Raw genomic sequence first — 17,203 nt, forward strand, 5'->3', positions numbered from 1 at the left:
GGTCGGCAGCGGGCCGGGTTCCTCGGCGAACCGGCGACAGTCGGGTCGGGAACCGACCGGAGCGGGGGCTACAGGTCCGCGAGCCAGGGATGGTCCGGGTGGAGGCAGGCGAGCAGTTCGGCCAGGGTCTCGCGCTGGGCCGGGGTCAGGTGCGGGACGGTCGTGTCGAAGTCCGCCTGGTCCTTGCGGCGGGTGTGTTTGGCCTTGAAGAGCAGGACCAGTTCGGGTGCCAGGTACGGGATGCCGTCCTCGGTGTAGTGGATGATGTCGCGGTAGGGAAGCCGGACACTCTCATCGCGCCGGTAGATCCAGGTGTCGCCGTCGTGCGGTTCGCGGAACACGTCGAGCAGGTAGTCGCCGGTGACGGGATCGCGGAGCCAGGTCTGATGGACGGCGGCCAGCACCTCCGGTGCGGCGTCCTCCCAGATCCGGCCGCTGCCCGCCGCGTCGAAGACGTATCCGGGGAAGCGCCGGCGGACCTCGGGAAAGCTCGCGGCCGGAATCGCGATCTCGATGTCCCCGTGAGCGCGGGTCTGTCTGCCGTGGAACAGGTCCAGCGCCCAGCCCGCGGCCACGTACCAGGGCGTGCCGATCCCGGCCAGCTGCTGCGCGATCTCGACCGGGGTCCAGCAGGACGACCACCTGGCGTGCAGGGCTTCGGTCTCGTGGGGTGACAACTCGATTCCGCCGCTGGGAAGTTGTTCGCTCATCGCAGGAATCTATCAGCGGACCCGAAGGTCCCCGGCCGTTGCTGCCCGTCCGGTTCGAGTACGGCGGCCCAGCCGGGGTAGGGGCGGTCCCAGCCGTCCGGCTGCTGCGGGCTGGACCGGCCGTCGGCGGCGGGCACGGGCAGGCCGGGCTGCCCGTGCTGCCGGGGCGGCTGCGGATGGAGGACGGCGGGCCGCTCGTGGATCAGCTCCGGCCACGCGGTGAGGCCGAGATACGTGGTGAGAGTGCTGTCCACCTCGGTCTACTTCCCCTCGTGTGCCTCTTCGAGCACGGTGGCCAGGGCGTCGGCCACTTCGGCGGTGCAGCCGCCGAGCTCGACGAATCCCCGGTTCCGGACGGGGTAGCCGCCGCGGACCGACGCCAGCTTGAGGCCGTGGAGGGCCAAGGCTGCGATCAGGCGCTGGGCGGCGTTGATGCCGTGGAGCATCGGGTCCTGCGCGGCGGGGGCTCCGGCGGGGATGCTGGTCACCGGACGGTTCCTCCGTGCAGGCCGGCCCGGGCCCGGTCGGCGGCGTGGATGAGCTGGCGGAGCGCCCCGAAGTAGACCTCGTGGTCGGTCACGGCGGGCAGGACGGCGACGAGGTGCCCCGTCAGTACCGGGAACTCCTCGGGGTCGAGCGCGGCCAGCGCGGTGCGGGTGGCGGCCCGGGCGGCCTTCGGGTCGCGGTGGTCGACGAAGCTCGCGCTGCCGAGGGTGAGCAGGTACATCCGCCGGTAGGCGGTGATCGCCTCCTCGGGTGTCATGCCCGCCGCGATGCTGTCGGCGAGCTGCGGCTCGACCAGGCGCTTCAGCAGCTGCGGGCCGAGCCAGGGGCGGCCGCCGCGCAGGGCGACCAGGCCCGGATGGGCTGTCAGCAGCTCGTACAGCGCGGCGAACCGCCCCTCGGTGGCGCCCGCCCAGTCGGTGCCCGGCGCGATGTCCGGAAGCTGGGCCGCCAGGTGGTCGGTGACCAGGTCCAGCAGTCCGGCCAGATCGGTGCACCGACGCTGGAGGGAGGCGACGGAGATGTCCAGCGCGGCGGCCAGGGTGCGGAAGCTGAGCGCGGTGTGCCCCTCCTGATCCACGATCAGCAGGGCTTGCTCCGCGATCCGTTCGGGAGTCGCGAGGTCCAGGGAAGTGGATTGCCTTGGCATGCGAGTCAGCGTACGGTACGGCGTATCGTCACGCTAGGCTTCCCTCTCCCTACGGAGGCGACATGCCCCGCACCACGGCGCTCGACCCGCTGTTCACCTCGGTGGACAGCGCGGCCTTCACCGACCGGCACCTGGCCAACCTCGCCGCCGGCACCCTCGCCGCCGTCCGCGTCCCCGACTTCCTCGACCGGTCGACCCGCACCAGCGCACTCGCCGCGCTGCACAGGCTGCCCACCGCCGACTACCACCCCGCCCGGGTGCCAACCCCGATCGTCCGGTTCGGCCCGGCCCTCAATGACTACCGCGACAGCCCCGGCACGCTGAATGCGAGGCGCTACTGGCACGACGCGGAGACCGCCCGGACGGCCTGGCACCGGGCCGGGCTGCGCCCGGACCCGATTGCCATCGCACTGGCCCGGCTCGGCTCCGCCTGGGGCGCGGCCGTTGCCCCGGCCACCATCTGCGGCCGGGCGGTCTTCGGCGGCACCCTGCGCGAGATCAACGCGGGCGCGCTGGTCCACTACGACTCGATCACCCGGGAGTTCCCCGCCGGGCTGTTCGACCAGGAGGTCGTCGCCCAGCTCGCGTTCAACGTCTGGGTGTCCGTCCCGGACACGGGCGGCGCGACCACCGTGTGGCGTCACCGCTGGGAGCCGGCCGACGAGCTTCACCGCGAGGCGTACGGCTACCGGCCCGAGACCGTCGAGCACTGCCAGCGGGTCAGCCTGCGGCCACAGCCCGGCGACGCGCTGCTGTTCGACCCGGCCAACTTCCACGCCGTCGAACCCAACCCCGGCGGGCGGCGGATCGCCTTCTCCGTCTTCCTCGCCCTGACCACCACGGGCCAGCTCATCGCCTGGTCCTGACCACCGCGCAGCCAAGGAGCAACCTCGTGCACCAGCTCACGTACGGCGACATCAAGGCCGCCGCCGACCGCATTGCCGGACGCGTCCGCCCCGTCACCCTCGCCCCGGTCGACCCCGGGGCGATCCGCACCGCCCACCGCGACCCATTGGACGACCGCGAGCCCGAGCCCTGCGAGGTCTACCTCGCCCTGGAGTTCATGCAGCACACCGGCTCCTTCAAGGCTCGCGGTGCGCAGAACTTCATCCAGGCCCACCGCGACGCCGGCACGCTGCCCGACGTCGGGGTGACCATCGCGTCGGGCGGCAACGCAGGGCTCGCGTGCGCGTGGGCCGCCCAGCAGCAGGGCGTCACCGCCACGGTGTTCCTCCCCGCCACCGCCCCAGCGGTGAAGGTCGCCAAGCTCCGCTCGTACGATGCGGACGTCCGCCTGACCGGCGCCGAGTACGCCGAGGCCCTGGCCGCGTGCGAGGACTTCGCGGCCGCCACCGGCGCCCTCGCCTCGCACGCCTACGACCACCCGCTGATCGCCGCCGGCGCGGGCACCCTGCTTCAGGAGATCCGGGCCCAGCTCCCCGGCCTGGACACCGTGGTGGTCGCGGTCGGCGGCGGCGGCCTGTTCGCCGGCATCGCCACCGCCGCCCAGCACCACGGCATCCGCGTCGTCGCAGTCGAACCGGAGAACTGCCGTGCCCTGAACGCCGCCCTGGAGGCCGGCCGCCCGGTCGATGTCACGGTGGACTCGATCGCCGCCGACTCCCTCGGCGCCCGCCGCACGTCCGCCATGGCCCTGCACGCCGCCCAACAGGACGCCGTCCACTCGGTCCTGGTGCGGGACGACGAGATCATCCGCGCCCGCCAGGCGCTGTGGGACCACCGCAGGGTGGCCGTGGAACACGGCGCCGCGGTGGCGCTGGCCGCCTTGACCGCTCCGGCGAGCCACGCGCCGGACCGGGGCCGGCCGACCCGGCCGGTCGGCCGGAACCACGGCTACCGGCCCGGTAACGGCGAGAAGGTCGCCGTGGTGCTGTGCGGTGCCAACACTGACCCCGGCCGGCTCGTCAATCACGCCGGCGAGAGCTGACCGTCAAGTCCGAAGGGGGCGGCCGGACGAACTGTGAGTTCGTGCGCTCTGCCCTCGCGCCTTCGCGTCGGCCTGACAGGAGTTCACGCGCCGAGCTGTCACACCACATGTCCGCACCAGCAAACCGGCCGTCTCTCGGCGGCCAGCCCACCCTCTATGTCATGGCCCAAGATCAGCCCGGGCGCTGCCGACTATGTGGGGCTTTCCCCGGAGACCGCCTGCGGTACGACGGGTTCGTCGTAGGTCGGAGAAGGGCCCTCGGAAGGACCTGGCCGACCGGGCCGACCAGCTTCACACCAGCAAACAATCGACAAGAACCCCCGTCAGAGTGAACTTGCGACTACACCAGTCCTGCGAGGGAAGTGGCCTCCCAGATAGTCCCCGTACGGAAGGAACCAAGCCGTGCCACAGAACGACCCCAGCCAGGCATTGTCCGGGACGAGTCAGGCAGAGGACCTCGGATTCGTCAGTAGTCCCCCTGCTCGGGCTCTCGTGACCGCCGTCGACGGGGCCAAGGAGGGTGATCCCATCACCAGGGAGTTGAAGGTGCTGGCCAAGGAAGCCATGGTGGTGCTCCGGCAGGTGTCCGGAGAGTAGCCCGCACCCGCGCGTGCCCCGACCGGACGGCCGGGGCACGCCAGCGTTCAGCGGCCGTGGCTGCCAGGCTGCCTTCGGAGGCCGCCACCACCGCGCAGGCCTGCTTGGCCAGGCTCGAACTGATGGAACCCGCCGACCTGAGGAGCATCCTGGCGAGGGAGCCGGCCGAGCCCTCGGCCGTCCGGCGGGTCCACGCCGCATCCTCCGACCCGGACGTCCCCGGCGACCCCGGCCCGACACGGCTGTCCCGATCGACCCGCCGATCTGCTGGGCGGTGTTGACCAACGCTGTGCGAGGACCACAAAGCCTCGCTGCCCGTCGCTTCGCCGCACCACCTCGCCTTTCACCCCGTGGCGGGCGAAAGCCTGCGCGAGGGCCTGGCCTTGGTAGGCGCTGTCGGCCCAGACCAGTTTCAACAGCCGGTCCGGCACGGCCATGAACCGCCAGCAGGTCCGGAGCGGCCATCGAGTCGTGCACGTTCGCGGGGGTGACGCCGGCTTCCAGCAGCAGGCCCAACATATCGGTCAGAATGTGGCGCTTCCTGCCGTCGCGCGATTTCGCGCCGTCGTAGCCGCGACTGTCGTCGGCGACGGTGTCCGCGCCGTCGACTGGGGGTAGCCGAACAGCACTCGCTTCACCACCACGCTCTCACTCTTCACGATAGTCATCAACTAACGCTTCCTGTCCGGGACTTCCCACCGGTAGCCGCACAGACCCTCGCCGACGGCAGCCCGGGGCGGCGCCGGGGCGCCGGGGATCCGACGGTCAGAGCCCCGGAACCCAAGGGGCAGGGTTCCGGGGCTCTGACCGTCGGTGGGTCGGGTCAGTCAGGGAGAAACCATGGCGGTGGAGCGACATTGCGGAGCTGCGACGCGCGCTGCGGCTCACCGTCGTCTTCGAGAAGGACATCGGATCGGTCTCCGCCCGGTACGTCGAGACCTACACGGTGACGTTGGACGACGGGCAGTCGGCCACGTTCTACATAGCGGAAATGCCGGATTTCACACTGGCGCGGGAGTTCTTCCGCCACGGCATTCGCCAAGACCCGTGCGAGCTGAACAGAGACGCGCGGGCCGCGGGCATGCAGCTGCGTGAGACGGTGGCGAAGTCGCGGCTGCAGGACGCCGTGCACGCGATGCGCTGCGGCAAGTCGCTCTCCTTCGGCGTCCTGACGGCGACCCAGGACGGCATCCTCCTCGATGGCGACCACTTCGGGTGGGGCGACGTGGCGAAACCCACGACCAAAGCGGTCCTGCCCACCGGTGCCGAGCTTGAGGACGAGCGGGTGCAACGGCGGCACGCGGAGCTGTCGAACGGCGATCACTCTCGTGAGCCTGGGAACCAATTGCTTCGCTGGTACGTCACATGCCGCGTCTCGGCTCGGATTTGGCTCCCGGGTGGAAGATCCGACCCCGTCTCCCCGAATCCGGGCTGGCCGCATGACTTCCCGGAAGGGGAACCCTCGCGATGCGACGCATGCACGTAGCCGCTGCCTTCACCACGGTCGCAATCCTGGCCGTCTGTGGGTGCGGCCCAGAAGACACCACCACCGAGCCCCCGGCCATGAACGGCACCGCGCACAGCAAGCTGACCATCAGCGACGGTACCCGGTACGTCCTGATGAACGGCACCCGGGTGGACTTCGGCACCGCCGTCCATGACCTCACCTGGAACCCGGACGGCAGCAAGGCCGTCTTCATCGACGGCGACGGCGACCTTGCCACCGCACACCCGGACGGCAGCAGACGGGTGATCCTCGCCAAGCACATCCCCGGGCAGACCTGGTCCCACCCGGCCTGGGTATTCGCGGACCCCGAGAAGATCGACCCGACCAAGCCGCAGCAGAACATCGTCTTCGTCTCCGGCGCGGGCGGCTTCACCACCCTGGAGACCGTTCCCGCCAACGCTGGCGACTTCACCCCGACTACGCTGTCCCTGGGAGTCCCCCGCAAGCTCGGCCAACCCGAGGTGCCGCAGACCGCCAACACCTGGCCGAACGCCGGCGGCCCGCACGGCAGCGTCGTCTACACCAACACGCAGACCGGCAACATCTGCCTCGAGAACAACAGCCACGGCCCGGTCGGCAGCGTGCTCACCCCCGGCTCCCAGCCGGCGCTCTCCGCCGACGAGAAGGAACTGGTCTTCGTCCGTTCGGTCGGCGGGCACGCCCACATCTTCGAGCAACACCTGGACAGCAAGGATCCCACCAAGGACCTCACCCCGAACGCGACCGTCGACTACACCGAGCCGGCGATATCCCGGGACGGCGCCATCATCGCCGCCCGTACACCCGACGGCATCGCCACCTTCCCCGCCGACGGTTCGGCCGCCCCAACCCTGATCTCCGCCGACCAGGGCCTCCCGGCCTACCGCTGACCAACTTGACCTGCCTGCCTGCCTGCCTGCCTGCCCGGCCCGACCGGCCAGGCGCAGGCGAAGACGCCGAAGAAGCGCACCGCGTTCGTCCGCGCGAGGGCCTACCCGAACGGATCCACCGGCCCGCTGCGCCACGAGATCCTTCAGGTGCTGGGCGTGCTGAAGGCCGCGACCGTCAAGCAGGTGTGGCAGCTGGCCGCCCCGCACCAGGAGTTCCCGAACACGGTGGCCGGCGCGCTGCGGGCCCGACGGGAGCAAGCCTGAGGTTTGAGGTGACCCCCGGAACGTGGACACAGGGGTTCATGCTGCGAGTGAGAGTTTAGCCTGCGTGTGGTGCTGCTGTTCGAACTCCAGGGGAGACAGGCGAGCGAGCTGTGCCGCCTCCGGGCGTTGTAGTACGTCAGCCACTGGAATATCTCCAGCCTCGCCTGACTCATCGTCAAGAACAGCTTCCTATGCATCACCTCTCGCTTCAGCCCCTGCCACGGACTCTCGGCCAGGGCGTTGTCGTAGCTCGAACCGACCAGGCCCATGCTCCTGCGAACCCCATGCCGGTCGCGGACCCCGGCGAACGCGGCCGAGGTGTATTGCGAGCCCCTGTCGCTGTGGAAGATCACCCCGCTGACGTCCCTGCCCCGGGCTGCGACAGCTGCCTCCAGCGCGTCCACAACCAGGCCGGCGCGCATGTGCGGGGCCATCGACCAGCCGACCACCCGGCGCGAGCACATGTCGATCACGGAGGCGAGGTAGAGCCAGCTGCCGCCAACCTGGATATAGGTGATGTCGCCGCACCAACGTTCATCGAGCGCGGCGGCGGTGAAGTCGCGGCCCATCAGGTCCGGGGCGGGAGGCGCGACGGGGTCGGGGACCGTGGTGCGCTTGCGGCGCCGCAGATGGCGGCCGACGATGCCGCGCTCGCGCATCAGCCGGGTCACCCGTTTGCGGTTGACCGTGTGCCCGAAGCCGCGCAGTTCGGCGTGCACCCGCCGGGCGCCGTAGGTCTCCTTGTGCTCGCCGTGGATCTCGCGGATCTCGGCCACCAGGGCGTCCTCCTCGCTGCGGCGCTCGGCACGGGCCTCGGCGCCGGCCTGCCACCGGTGGTAGCCGGAGCGGGAGACCTCCATCACCCGGCACAGCCGCTTCACGCCGAACTCGCCGGCGTGGGCGGAGATGAAGTCCCAGCGGCGGGGCATCACTTCATCTCCTTGGCAAAATAGGCGGCTGCCCGGCGCAGGATCTCGCGCTCCAGCTGCCACTCCTTCTCCGCCTTCAACAGACGCGCGTTCTCCGCACGCAGGCGGACCAGCTCCGCATCGGCCCCTCGGCCTGCGGCCTGCCCTGGGCCGCAACCCCTCGGCCTCACGCACCCACGTGCGCAGCGTCTCGTGGTTGATGTTCGGGTCGTCCGCGACCGACTTGAAGTCCGCCTGCCCGCCGACGCCTGCCACAACGCGACCGCGTCGGCTCTGAACTCCGGACTGTACTTCGATGGCCTTGCCACGTGGATCTTCACCTTCCTGGACCTACAAGATCCATTGTCAGGTGTGTCCACATCGCGGGGGTCACCTCTCATCCCAGCGGAGACAACCGGTCAGACCCGATCGTGTGCTCGCAGACTGTCGAAGCCGGGTTTCCCATGCCGTGACAAACAGTCACCGATCAACAGTGGCGTGATGAAACACCGAGGCCGGCGCCCTTCGCCCGCCCGCCGGGTCCCGGCTTGTGGCCTGGCTCCGGTGGTCGTCTTGCGCCGTGCTCTCGTCGGGCCGGTGTGTCGTGGGTGGGAATCCTGGGAGTTTGCTGTGGAGTTGCTGCAACCGGGTGGGCCGCTGCCGCGTATTGCTCTTCAGTGACGCGCGCACGCGTCTTGGATGCCTGGGGGGAACCATGAACATCACGCTTCGCCGTACCGTCGCCACCGCAGCGGTGGCAGCAGGGCTGGTCGGGATCGCGGCCGGCACCGCCTCCGCGAAGTCGGACCTGTCGATCTCCGTCAATGCCCACACGCGGCACGTCGGGCAGAGTGTCCACGTGACGGCCCGGGGCGACGATGACGCGGCGCGCGTCACGTACGTCTGCATCGACGAGCGGATAGGCGCGGGGGCCTGGCGGCAGCTTGCCTGCTCGCCGAAGGCGGGCCGGCAGCTGGTGCTGAACGCGCGGGCCGACCGCAAGGGGCAGGAGCAGTTCCGGTCCCGGCTGCTCGTGTCGCGCGGCGGCCGCCTGGTGACGGACCGGACCTCCGCGCCGATCACCGTGACCGTCCGCTGAGAGACTGCCGCCCCCGGGCGGGAGCTTGAGCTTGTCCTACCTTTCAAGCGTGGGCCTGAGTGCCCGTGAGCGCTGGTCCACAGCTCTCTCAGCGAGGTAGGCCGGTTCGCCGATAACTGCGTGAAGAGAAGCAGGGCCTCTTGGCAGTGCAAGGGGTGACGAAACCATCCGGACTCAGCCCGTGCTCGCCCGCACGGTGACGCCCGGTCGAGCCGACGGGTACACGAGGACGCACTCGACGAGCGTCTGCGCCCAGTGAAGCGCAATCATGCTGACTGATAGGAAAATTGATGAAAAACCAGGCACGAAAACTGGCTGTGGAGCTCAGTGGCGCGTCGCTTCGGCCCTGGCCCGGCGCTTGGCGCCGCGGCCGTAGGCCGGCTCTCGCCGCCGCCACGGCGGCGGTCCTCGTGGCGGGCCTGGCCGCGCCGGCAGCTGCCTTCGGTGCGACGGCCGACCCGACCGCGAGCGCCGCTTCCGTCCCTGCCCCGTTCACCTCGTGGGAACAACTGAATGCGGTGCAGCACCGGATGGACGCCACCGCGCAGGCGCTGGAGGACTCGCCCGGCCAGGGCGACCAGCAGGCGCTGGCCGGAGTGGTCGTGGCGCCCGAGGACGGGCACGTCACCCTGTACTGGCACGGCGCGCTCACGTCGGCTGCCGAGGCGGTCATCGCGCACAGCAGCACACCGGTCGTGGTGAAGCCGGCCTCCTACACGGCCGCCGCCGCCGACCGGGCCTCAGCCCTGGTCGCGCAACGGATCGGCTCCGCCGGGATCGCCTACGACTCGATCAGCGACCCGCAGGACGGAAGCGGGCTGCATCTGTCGGTCGTGGGAGACGACACCCAGGCGGCACGGGCACGGCAGGCCATCGGATCGGTGGACGTTCCCGTCACGGTCACCGGCGGTGGACAGATCGGCGACGTCCTGGCCGACGACTCACGGGCCAACGACCCGACCGCGGGAGGGGCGGCGATGGTCACCCCGATCTGCTCCACCGCGTTCAACATCGACTACCACGGTCGGAACGCGATGCTCACCGCGGCCCACTGCTTCCCCGACTCCAACGACAACCGCAGCACCATCGACCATCCGGACAAGCCGTTCGGGACCCTGGCCTCACCGATCTCGAGTAATAACGGCGGGGTCGACGTGGCCGCGATATACCCGAAGACCGGGACGGTGTTCAGCCCCACCCTCTGGCGTGGGGGTGCGCAGAACTCACCGGCCAGCAGCCAGCACAAGACCACCGTGGTCGCAGCGCAAAAGCCGAAGGTGGGCGACTGGGTCTGCAACGACGGCGCCAGGTCCGGCGAGACCTGCAACATCCAGATCATCGAGCGAGAGGACTACTACAACGGCGTTGGCATGAAGAACCAACCGACACTGTATACAAAGGGCTGGAGGGCGAAGTCGCGCGGCGGCTATGTCGCCCGGCGCGGAGACAGTGGCGGCCCCGTCATTCTCGGGGCGAACAACGGAACCACCTCAGGAACCCCGAGCAGCCAGGTGACAGCCCTGGGAGTCGTATCGGCCTCCGCCGGCACCGGGGCCTACTGCGGCAACACGAAGTGCTTCAAGGCGTTCACCTTCGTCGGAATCGACGACGCGCTCAACGCGCTGGACGACGCCGAAATCTGGCGCTACGACACGACATCCCACCGGGAAGAGCCCCAGAGCTTCGCCGGGGTGCCGTCCGCAACCGGAACGCTCCCGGTCCTGGACCCGACCGTGGACGAGGAAATACTCGACGTCAACGGGAATGCGCTCGGGTACGACCCGACGACCAAGACCTACCTAGGCGTGCCTCCCGGGAATCCGCGAGGCATTTGGGTCCCGGTACCACAGCCCGGCGGCGGATGGTGGTTCCGGAACCCCGCCTCTAACGTGAACCTAGTACCGGCGGGCTCCGGGTCATTCCACCTGATGCCCCTGGTCAACGGATTGGTTCTGATCGGACACGAGGGCCGGTGCGTCCAGCTGGTTCCCGGCAACCCTCCGAAGGCATACATGGGACCGTGCAACGCCGGTGATCCCACCCAGAGGTTCGTCTTCGCGCCGGTCGGGGACGGCCTCAGAAGTCGTTGTCTTTCCGAACATGATCGTTTGGTTTCCGCTGGTCAGGCGTGGTCTGCGTGCTGTCGAGGAATAGTCGGGCCGACAGGTTGGTCCTGATGGCACGGAGGTGGCTGGTGGCTTCGGTCATGGGCTTGTTGGAGGCGCGAGAGTCGGCTGCGCAGGTTCGAGTGGAGGAGCTGCGCGAGCAGGCGGAGCGGGTACTGGCCGCGTTGCGGGAGGCCGAGGCGGTGCTGGAGCGGCGGGTGATCGCCCGGGTCGAATTGGCCGAGGCGCTGGCCGAGCCGGGGCCGCAGGTGGAGGAGCCGGTGCGGCCGGTGCCGGTGCCGGTGGTGGCGAAAGTGCCGGTGGCCGGGTCGGTGGTGCCGCCTTGGCGGGAGGGGTTGACGGTGGCGGCCCTCGCGCCGGACTACCAGAGGCTGTTGGGCGTGCTGGAGGCGGAGCCGGGCGGAGTGGGTCTGCGTGCGAAGGAGCTGGCCGGGCGGCTGGGGCTGGATTTGACGCCGGCGAAGGTCGAGGGGCTGCGGTCCAAGGCGAATCGGCTCATCGAGCGGGGCTGGCTGGTCCAGGAGCGTCCCGGGGTGTTCACGCGGCGCGCGGGCGGGTGACCTGCCGGGTCCGGTGGCGGGCCAGGCGGCGTCCCATGAGCATGGTCATCGACCACAGGGCAAGGGCTTCGCTGCTGGCGGGCAGGGTCTCGTAGTCGCGGGCCAGCCGTCGTGAACGCATCAGCCAGCTCAGCGTTCTCTCTACTACCCACCGTCTCGGCAGCACCACGAACCCGGAGACGTCGTCGCTGCGTTTGACGACTTCCAGGGTGAGCCGGAGCGTCTCCTTGGCCCAGGCGACCAGGCGTCCGGTGTAGCCGCCGTCGGCCCACACCAGGGTGATCGTGCGATACCGGGAGCGGAGGCGTTCGAGCATGCCGCAGGCCGCGTCGCGGTCGGTGACATCGGCCGCAGTCACCAGCACCATCAACAGCAGGCCAAGGCAGTCCACGATGACGTGCCGCTTGCGCCCGTTGACCAACTTGCCGCCATCGAAGCCCCGTGAGGCCGCCGGTACGGAGGCGGCAGCCTTGACGGACTGCGAGTCGATGATCGCGGCGGTCGGCTCCGCGCTGCGGCCCTCGCTCTCGCGCACCCGCCCGCGCAGCCGGTTGTGGAACTCCGCGATCAGTCCCGTGTCGCGCCAGCGGCGGTAGAACGCGTAAACGCGGTCCCAGGCGGGGAAGTCGGCCGGCACGGACCGCCACTTGCACCCGTTGTCGACCAGGTAGCGCACCGCGTCGATCATCTGCCGGTGGCAGTAGCCCTCGGGCTGACCGCCCCTGCCCTCCAGCCATGCCGGGACCGGCAGCAGGTCGCGCACCGCCGCCCACTCCGTGTCCGTCATATCGGAGTCGTAGGACCGGAAGCGATCCGGACGATCGCCCGCGTTCCCGTACACATGCGCGAGGCAATCACACCGCGGGCGAGTCGAGTTGAACTGTTCCGGCGCGATGGCATACAACTTCGACAACAGGGCCTCCCTGGTGCATCTCAGGCTTCAACACCCACGAGCTGCACCGGAGGCCCTGCCTTCATGCGTCCACCGCCCCGCGATCACCCGAACGGGACTCCCGTTCGATCCGCAACCCCCGTGATCGGTACGACAACGGCTTCTCAGCGGGACAGCGGCCCGCACAGACCAGCTCAACCCTCGACTGCCCGTCCCGGCCCAGCGGTAAATCCTTCATACGGCCAGGGGACCGGCACGCCAGGCAGGACGTAACTGTCGGTGATCTGAGAGTCTGGACTATTGGTGCAGGTCCGGCCGCCGCAGCGCGGGTGCTGCGGCGGCCGGACCTGTCGGTGTGGCATCGGTGTCTCGGCGTTGGCGCTGCGGGAGCAGGTGGTGGCGCGGCTGCTTGTCTTGGAGGAGCAAGGTGCGCTGACGCCTGATCGTATGCGTCTTGCGGCGGTTTCGGTGGGCCGGTCGGTGCGGATCGGTCCCCGTGATCGATCCGGGCCCTGAACAGGCGTCAGGGGGCCCTGGAGCGTCTCGGGTGACGGGTGGGGCACCTGAGGCACGGCAAAGCGAAACAACGATCGGTTGTCCCGAGGAAGGGCCATCGGCTCCCTGTCCGGCCGCCGCCCGGCCCGTCCCACCCGTGGGACAGCCCCCGGGGCGCGGGGCTTCGGCAGAGTCGGGGTGAGGGGTCGTTCCAGGTGGGTGCAGGTTGTGCTGGTGCCCCAACGCCAACCGCTCGGGTGACGGGGCACGCGGCCATCGGTGCGTGCTTTGGCTGCCGCCACGCCCGCACCGCCGACCCGGATCTGGGTACGCTCACAAGTATGTCCAGCTCCGCGCTGTCCTTTGGTTCCGCCGCCCGCCTGTACGACTCGATCCGGCCCACCTACCCGGTGCGGGCGGTCGCCTGGGCCATCGGCGCCAAGCCGGTGCGTGTCCTGGATCTGGGGGCGGGCACCGGGCTGCTGGCCGGTGTATTGCGCGCCGTCGGCCACGATGTGATCGCGGTCGAGCCCGACGAGCAGATGCGCGCCGTGGCCGCCGAACGCCACCCGGGCACGCAGGTGCTCGCCGGCAGCGCCGAGGACATCCCGTTGCCGGATGAGTCCGTCGACGCCGTCGTGGTCGGGCAGGCATACCACTGGTTCACTCCGCAGCACGCGCTGCCGCAGATTCACCGGGTACTGCGCAAGGACGGCGTCTTCGCTGCGATGTGGAACATCCGTGACGATCGGACCCCGTGGGTGGCCGCGCTTTCCGGCATCGTCGGCAACGAGGGATACGGCCTGGAAAGTGCCTGGCAGTACGGGCCGGTGACGCCATGGTTCACCGAACCCGAACGTGGCTTGACCGAGCACACCGTGACCGTCCCGACGGACCGGCTGATCGACCTGGTGCGGTCCCGCTCCTCCTACCTGACCGCCGACGCCGCCGAGCAGGCCCGCTTGGACCGGGAGATCGGCGAGTTGGTCGTCACCGACCCGGCCCTGGCCGGCCGCGACAGCGTCGAGATGCCCTACCGGACCTGCGTCTACCGGATGCGGCGGGTCTGATTCCTGGCCAGAGCCCCCGGCACGCTCATCGCAGTTGCATCCGTTGGTCCCCGTGGAGAACACGGCGGCCGAGCTCGTCCTGGCAGCCGGCGGAGACGACCGGACCTGGCCCTCTCTGCCCGCCGCACAGACACAGAGAGACCGTCGGGCGGCAACCGGGCTTCCCACCGTGCTGCTCCGCTACGGGGGACCGACGCGGAGGATGCAGCTCTGGGGGCCGTCGCCTGGCCGCACATCCTGAATGCCCTGCACGGTGCAAACCAACTCCACCGACACTGGTTGATCTCTCCCATCAGTTCACCGGGCCGACGGCGACAGGCACGGCTTCCAAGACCATGGATGAGTTCTCTACGCCCTGTGACCCACCTGGAAGACCGTGCCTGCCGACGCATCATTGCCGATCCCGCCTGCTCTCGGCCAACTCCGCGAGCAGCCCGACATCGTGCCCAGGGAGGTACCCGGTCTGCTGGAGCGACTTGCCCAGGTGCCAGATCCTCGCGATCCACGCGGCGTCCGCCATGCCCTGGCCGTCGTGCTCGCGCTGACAGCGTGCGCGGTGCTGACCGGGGCGACCTCACTGCTGGCGGTCGGCGAATGGATCGCGGACGCGCCGCCGCATGTGCTGGAACGGCTCGGCGTGCGGGCCGATCCGGTGCTGCCCCGGCGGCTGGTGCCGTCGGAGGCAACTGTCCGCCGACTGCTCGCCCGCATTGACGGCGGCGCCCTGGACCAGGCGGTGGGGAGATGGCTCACCGACCGTCGGCCGGCGAGCGCCGGGGCTGCGCGGACTGTCCGTTGACGGCAAGTCCCTACGCTGCGCCAGCTCCGGGGCTGGCTGCCGGTCCCGGGTCAGTTCTGGTTCACCGGCCAGATCGCGGCCGGATCGCACCGCTGCGGGCAGGCCAGGAAGTAGACCTCGTTGCCGAGGAAGAGCTGGTAGCCGTCCCGGTCACCGTACGGCTGCGCGGGCGCGCCGGGGTGGGTGAGGAAAGTCAGGTTCTCGGGCACCTGGCACAGATACACCAACTCGGCGCCGCACGCGCACTCGTACAACTCGGGGCCCTGCGCCCAGGACGGCAACCCGCCGACCTTGAAGAGCATGGCACCGTACCCCGGCCGCACGGGCTCGTCGATGAACGGACGCAGCGTCAAGGGCAGTGCGCGCACGTGGGGTTCGGGCTTCGTCGCCGAAGCGGGCCCACGCTGCAGCAGGGTGCGCCAGAACGGTCCGGGTAGCGACAGCTGCGGCGCGTCCCAGAACCGCGACGCGAGGCGATCGGCGTCCACAGGCGGGTTGCTGGCATCGTTGTGCGCGCGGCAGTGGAAGACGAGCAGGTGGTCACCGCCGAAGTGGGCGATCTCGGGCGGCAGGTCCAACTGGAAGAAGAGTGCCATCCGCTCGCCGCAGCCGCAGCTCGGCCACTCCTGATCCGCGTCAAGGAACGGCCAGCCCCCGATCGAGTTGGCTGCCGGCCGGTCCAGCGGCTGCTCCCCGACCTCGATCTCCCATGCGGGAACGCCCGCCTCCGGTCCCATGCTCCTGGTGTTCACCGCCGCATCCTAATGCTCGGGTCTGACTTCTCGATCTTGCGTCGGACCCCGGTTGAGATCTGGAACGGCCACCGCGTGATCATCGGGGGTTGTGTCGACTCCTGAAGATCGCGTGGTGGCCGCGGGCCACAGCATAGACGCTGCCCGCTGGCGGGCAATGTTCGAACAGGCTATGGCCCGGATCGCGGGCCGGTTCAAGCGGGTGGAGCCGCGCGCCACGGCCCGCGCCTTCGTGCTCGGACTGCTGTCCGGTGTCGAGCGGAAAAACTGCTGGCGGCTGGCCGAACAGGCCGGCCACGCCCGTCCCGGGCCGATGCAGCGGCTGCTGCGAACCGCCCGCTGGGACGCTGATGACGTCCGCGACGACGTCCGTGCCTACGTCGTCGAGCATCTCGACGCCGACGACGGCGTGCTGATCGTCGACGAGACCGGGTTCTTGAAGAAGGGCCGCGGTTCGGCGGGCGTGCAGCGTCAGTACACCGGCACGGCCGGGCGGATCGAGAACAGCCAGGTCGGCGTGTTCCTCGCCTACGCCTCCCGCCACGGACGGGCCTTGATCGATCGCCGGCTCTACCTTCCCCAGCAGGCCTGGTGCGAGGACGCCGAGCGTCGCACCCGCGCGGGCGTCCCCGACCAGGCGGAGTTCGCGACCAAGCCCACTTTGGCCGGGCAGATGATCGCGGCAGCGCTGGATGCCGGGTCACCGCCTCGTGGGCGACCGGCGACGAGGTCTACGGCCAAGACCCGGGTCTGCGGACCCTGTTGGAGTCCCGCGGGATCGGCTACGTCCTGGCCGTCGCCTGCAGCACCCGGGTGCGGATCAACCACGGTCGCACTGCCATCCGAGCCGACACCGTCGCCGACCGCCTGCCCGATGCCGCCTGGCACCGACAGAGCGCCGGAGCCGGAGCGAAGGGGCTCCGCTACCAGGACTATTCGCAGTGCATCGGGCTTTAGCCCGGTGGTGAAGCGAATCCTTGGCCCGTAGGCGCGGAGCGCCGGAGCGCGCTCCGCGCAGGGTCTAGGCCGGTCGGTTCTGCTGCTCGATGTACTGGCGGAGCACGCTGATCGGCGCGCCGCCGACCGAGCCAGCGAAGTACGAGCCGGACCATAGCTTCTGTGCGCGCCAGTAGTGGCGGACCAGTTCCGGGAACTCCTGGCGCATCCGCCGGGAGCTGACGCCCTTGAGGCTGTTGACCAGCTTGGACAGGGCGACCTTCGGTGGAAAGTTGACCAACAGGTGGACGTGGTTGTTCTCGCCGTTGAACTCCACGATCTCGCACTCGAAGTCGTCTGCGACGACCCGCATGATCTCTTCCATGCGTGTGAGGTGGTCGCCGTTGAACACCTTGTGCCGAAACTTTGTCACGAAAACCAAGTGCGCGTGAAGCACGAACGCACAGTGCCTGCCTGTACGGATCTCCTGATACTCAGCCATAAACCAACTGTAGTAC

The 17,203-nt window shown here is 69.8% G+C and carries 17 protein-coding genes and 1 pseudogene; 10 read left to right on the forward strand and 8 right to left on the reverse strand.

The genetic code is table 11. The features are described 5' to 3' along the window. Positions 1–68 precede the first annotated feature (68 nt). The 4 genes from P3T29_RS29700 to P3T29_RS29715 are packed head-to-tail and all read right to left on the reverse strand — an operon-like array spanning position 69 to position 1,863. Positions 69–710 (reverse strand): hypothetical protein, encoded by a 642-nt coding sequence (locus P3T29_RS29700; RefSeq protein ID WP_280719774.1) that lies wholly within the window; start codon positions 708–710, stop codon positions 69–71. Next, a complete protein-coding gene (locus P3T29_RS29705; protein ID WP_280719775.1) occupies positions 707–964 on the reverse strand; it encodes a hypothetical protein in 258 nt (85 codons plus the stop codon). The genes P3T29_RS29700 and P3T29_RS29705 overlap by 4 nt, the downstream gene beginning before the upstream one ends. A 6-nt stretch (positions 965–970) precedes the next feature. Next, entirely contained in the window at positions 971–1,198 is a 228-nt protein-coding gene (locus tag P3T29_RS29710) for a hypothetical protein (protein ID WP_280719776.1), read from the reverse strand. Beyond that, positions 1,195–1,863, reverse strand: a complete 669-nt coding sequence (locus P3T29_RS29715; RefSeq protein WP_280719777.1) for a TetR/AcrR family transcriptional regulator C-terminal domain-containing protein — start codon at positions 1,861–1,863, stop codon at positions 1,195–1,197. The genes P3T29_RS29710 and P3T29_RS29715 overlap by 4 nt, the downstream gene beginning before the upstream one ends. 62 nt (positions 1,864–1,925) lie before the next feature. Between P3T29_RS29715 and P3T29_RS29720 the strand changes: the two genes are divergently transcribed. The 4 genes from P3T29_RS29720 (at position 1,926) to P3T29_RS29735 (ending at position 6,784) form a co-directional block, all read left to right on the forward strand. After that, positions 1,926–2,729: a proline hydroxylase gene (locus P3T29_RS29720; protein WP_280719778.1), complete on the forward strand. Its 804-nt coding sequence runs from the start codon at positions 1,926–1,928 to the stop codon at positions 2,727–2,729. A gap of 26 nt (positions 2,730–2,755) precedes the next feature. Further along, positions 2,756–3,811 (forward strand): threonine/serine dehydratase, encoded by a 1,056-nt coding sequence (locus P3T29_RS29725; RefSeq protein ID WP_280719779.1) that lies wholly within the window; start codon positions 2,756–2,758, stop codon positions 3,809–3,811. Positions 3,812–5,354: 1,543 nt separating this feature from the next. Then, on the forward strand, positions 5,355–5,894 hold the full coding sequence (locus P3T29_RS29730) for a hypothetical protein (RefSeq protein ID WP_280719780.1): 540 nt from the start codon (positions 5,355–5,357) through the stop codon (positions 5,892–5,894). Further along, positions 5,885–6,784: a hypothetical protein gene (locus P3T29_RS29735; protein ID WP_280719781.1), complete on the forward strand. Its 900-nt coding sequence runs from the start codon at positions 5,885–5,887 to the stop codon at positions 6,782–6,784. The genes P3T29_RS29730 and P3T29_RS29735 overlap by 10 nt, the downstream gene beginning before the upstream one ends. A gap of 143 nt (positions 6,785–6,927) precedes the next feature. Here P3T29_RS29735 and P3T29_RS29740 read toward each other — a convergent pair whose 3' ends face one another. Continuing rightward, the gene (locus P3T29_RS29740; RefSeq protein ID WP_280719782.1) at positions 6,928–8,232 is read right to left on the reverse strand and encodes an IS3 family transposase; all 1,305 of its coding nucleotides are present in this window, start codon (positions 8,230–8,232) and stop codon (positions 6,928–6,930) included. Positions 8,233–8,671: 439 nt separating this feature from the next. Here P3T29_RS29740 and P3T29_RS29745 point away from each other — a divergent pair, with 439 nt between their 5' ends. The 3 genes from P3T29_RS29745 (at position 8,672) to P3T29_RS29755 (ending at position 11,741) form a co-directional block, all read left to right on the forward strand. Then, on the forward strand, positions 8,672–9,055 hold the full coding sequence (locus tag P3T29_RS29745) for a hypothetical protein (protein ID WP_280719783.1): 384 nt from the start codon (positions 8,672–8,674) through the stop codon (positions 9,053–9,055). A gap of 290 nt (positions 9,056–9,345) precedes the next feature. Continuing rightward, positions 9,346–11,232 carry a hypothetical protein gene (locus P3T29_RS29750; RefSeq protein ID WP_280719784.1) on the forward strand — a complete coding sequence of 629 codons (1,887 nt, stop codon included), beginning with the start codon at positions 9,346–9,348 and terminating at the stop codon, positions 11,230–11,232. A 17-nt stretch (positions 11,233–11,249) separates the two neighbouring features. Next, complete coding sequence (locus P3T29_RS29755) at positions 11,250–11,741, forward strand: hypothetical protein (protein ID WP_280719785.1); 492 nt, start codon at positions 11,250–11,252, stop codon at positions 11,739–11,741. Here P3T29_RS29755 and P3T29_RS29760 read toward each other — a convergent pair. Further along, positions 11,719–12,528: an IS5 family transposase gene (locus P3T29_RS29760; RefSeq protein ID WP_280719786.1), complete on the reverse strand. Its 810-nt coding sequence runs from the start codon at positions 12,526–12,528 to the stop codon at positions 11,719–11,721. The two genes, P3T29_RS29755 and P3T29_RS29760, sit on opposite strands and share 23 nt — an antisense overlap. A gap of 941 nt (positions 12,529–13,469) precedes the next feature. Between P3T29_RS29760 and P3T29_RS29765 the strand changes: the two genes are divergently transcribed. Beyond that, positions 13,470–14,198, forward strand: coding sequence for a class I SAM-dependent methyltransferase (locus tag P3T29_RS29765; protein ID WP_280719787.1), 729 nt, complete (start codon positions 13,470–13,472; stop codon positions 14,196–14,198). 376 nt (positions 14,199–14,574) lie between these two features. Next, on the forward strand, positions 14,575–14,997 hold the full coding sequence (locus P3T29_RS29770) for a transposase family protein (protein WP_280719788.1): 423 nt from the start codon (positions 14,575–14,577) through the stop codon (positions 14,995–14,997). A 50-nt stretch (positions 14,998–15,047) separates the two neighbouring features. On the opposite strand, the gene P3T29_RS29775 is transcribed toward P3T29_RS29770, so the two are convergent. After that, on the reverse strand, positions 15,048–15,749 hold the full coding sequence (locus P3T29_RS29775) for a hypothetical protein (RefSeq protein WP_280719789.1): 702 nt from the start codon (positions 15,747–15,749) through the stop codon (positions 15,048–15,050). Positions 15,750–15,906: 157 nt separating this feature from the next. On the opposite strand from P3T29_RS29775, the pseudogene P3T29_RS29780 reads away from it, so the two are divergent. Further along, a pseudogene (locus tag P3T29_RS29780) lies at positions 15,907–16,688 on the forward strand (IS701 family transposase); the annotation flags it as partial. Between the two features lie 82 nt (positions 16,689–16,770). Here P3T29_RS29780 and tnpA read toward each other — a convergent pair. After that, on the reverse strand, positions 16,771–17,187 hold the full coding sequence (gene tnpA / locus P3T29_RS29785) for an IS200/IS605 family transposase (protein WP_280719791.1): 417 nt from the start codon (positions 17,185–17,187) through the stop codon (positions 16,771–16,773). Positions 17,188–17,203 lie beyond the last annotated feature (16 nt).

The sequence above is a fragment of the Kitasatospora sp. MAP5-34 genome (assembly GCF_029894335.1).
Taxonomy (GTDB): domain Bacteria; phylum Actinomycetota; class Actinomycetes; order Streptomycetales; family Streptomycetaceae; genus Kitasatospora.

What these genes read in the sequence shown, in the direction of transcription:
- P3T29_RS29700 (WP_280719774.1), bottom strand. Translation starts at nt 710, where the DNA reads ATGAGCGAACAACTTCCCAGCGGCGGAATCGAGTTGTCACCCCACGAG.
- P3T29_RS29715 (WP_280719777.1), bottom strand. Translation starts at nt 1,863, where the DNA reads ATGCCAAGGCAATCCACTTCCCTGGACCTCGCGACTCCCGAACGGATC.
- P3T29_RS29720 (WP_280719778.1), top strand. Translation starts at nt 1,926, where the DNA reads ATGCCCCGCACCACGGCGCTCGACCCGCTGTTCACCTCGGTGGACAGC.
- P3T29_RS29735 (WP_280719781.1), top strand. Translation starts at nt 5,885, where the DNA reads ATGCACGTAGCCGCTGCCTTCACCACGGTCGCAATCCTGGCCGTCTGT.
- P3T29_RS29745 (WP_280719783.1), top strand. Translation starts at nt 8,672, where the DNA reads ATGAACATCACGCTTCGCCGTACCGTCGCCACCGCAGCGGTGGCAGCA.
- P3T29_RS29750 (WP_280719784.1), top strand. Translation starts at nt 9,346, where the DNA reads ATGAAAAACCAGGCACGAAAACTGGCTGTGGAGCTCAGTGGCGCGTCG.
- P3T29_RS29760 (WP_280719786.1), bottom strand. Translation starts at nt 12,528, where the DNA reads ATGACGGACACGGAGTGGGCGGCGGTGCGCGACCTGCTGCCGGTCCCG.
- P3T29_RS29765 (WP_280719787.1), top strand. Translation starts at nt 13,470, where the DNA reads ATGTCCAGCTCCGCGCTGTCCTTTGGTTCCGCCGCCCGCCTGTACGAC.
- tnpA (WP_280719791.1), bottom strand. Translation starts at nt 17,187, where the DNA reads ATGGCTGAGTATCAGGAGATCCGTACAGGCAGGCACTGTGCGTTCGTG.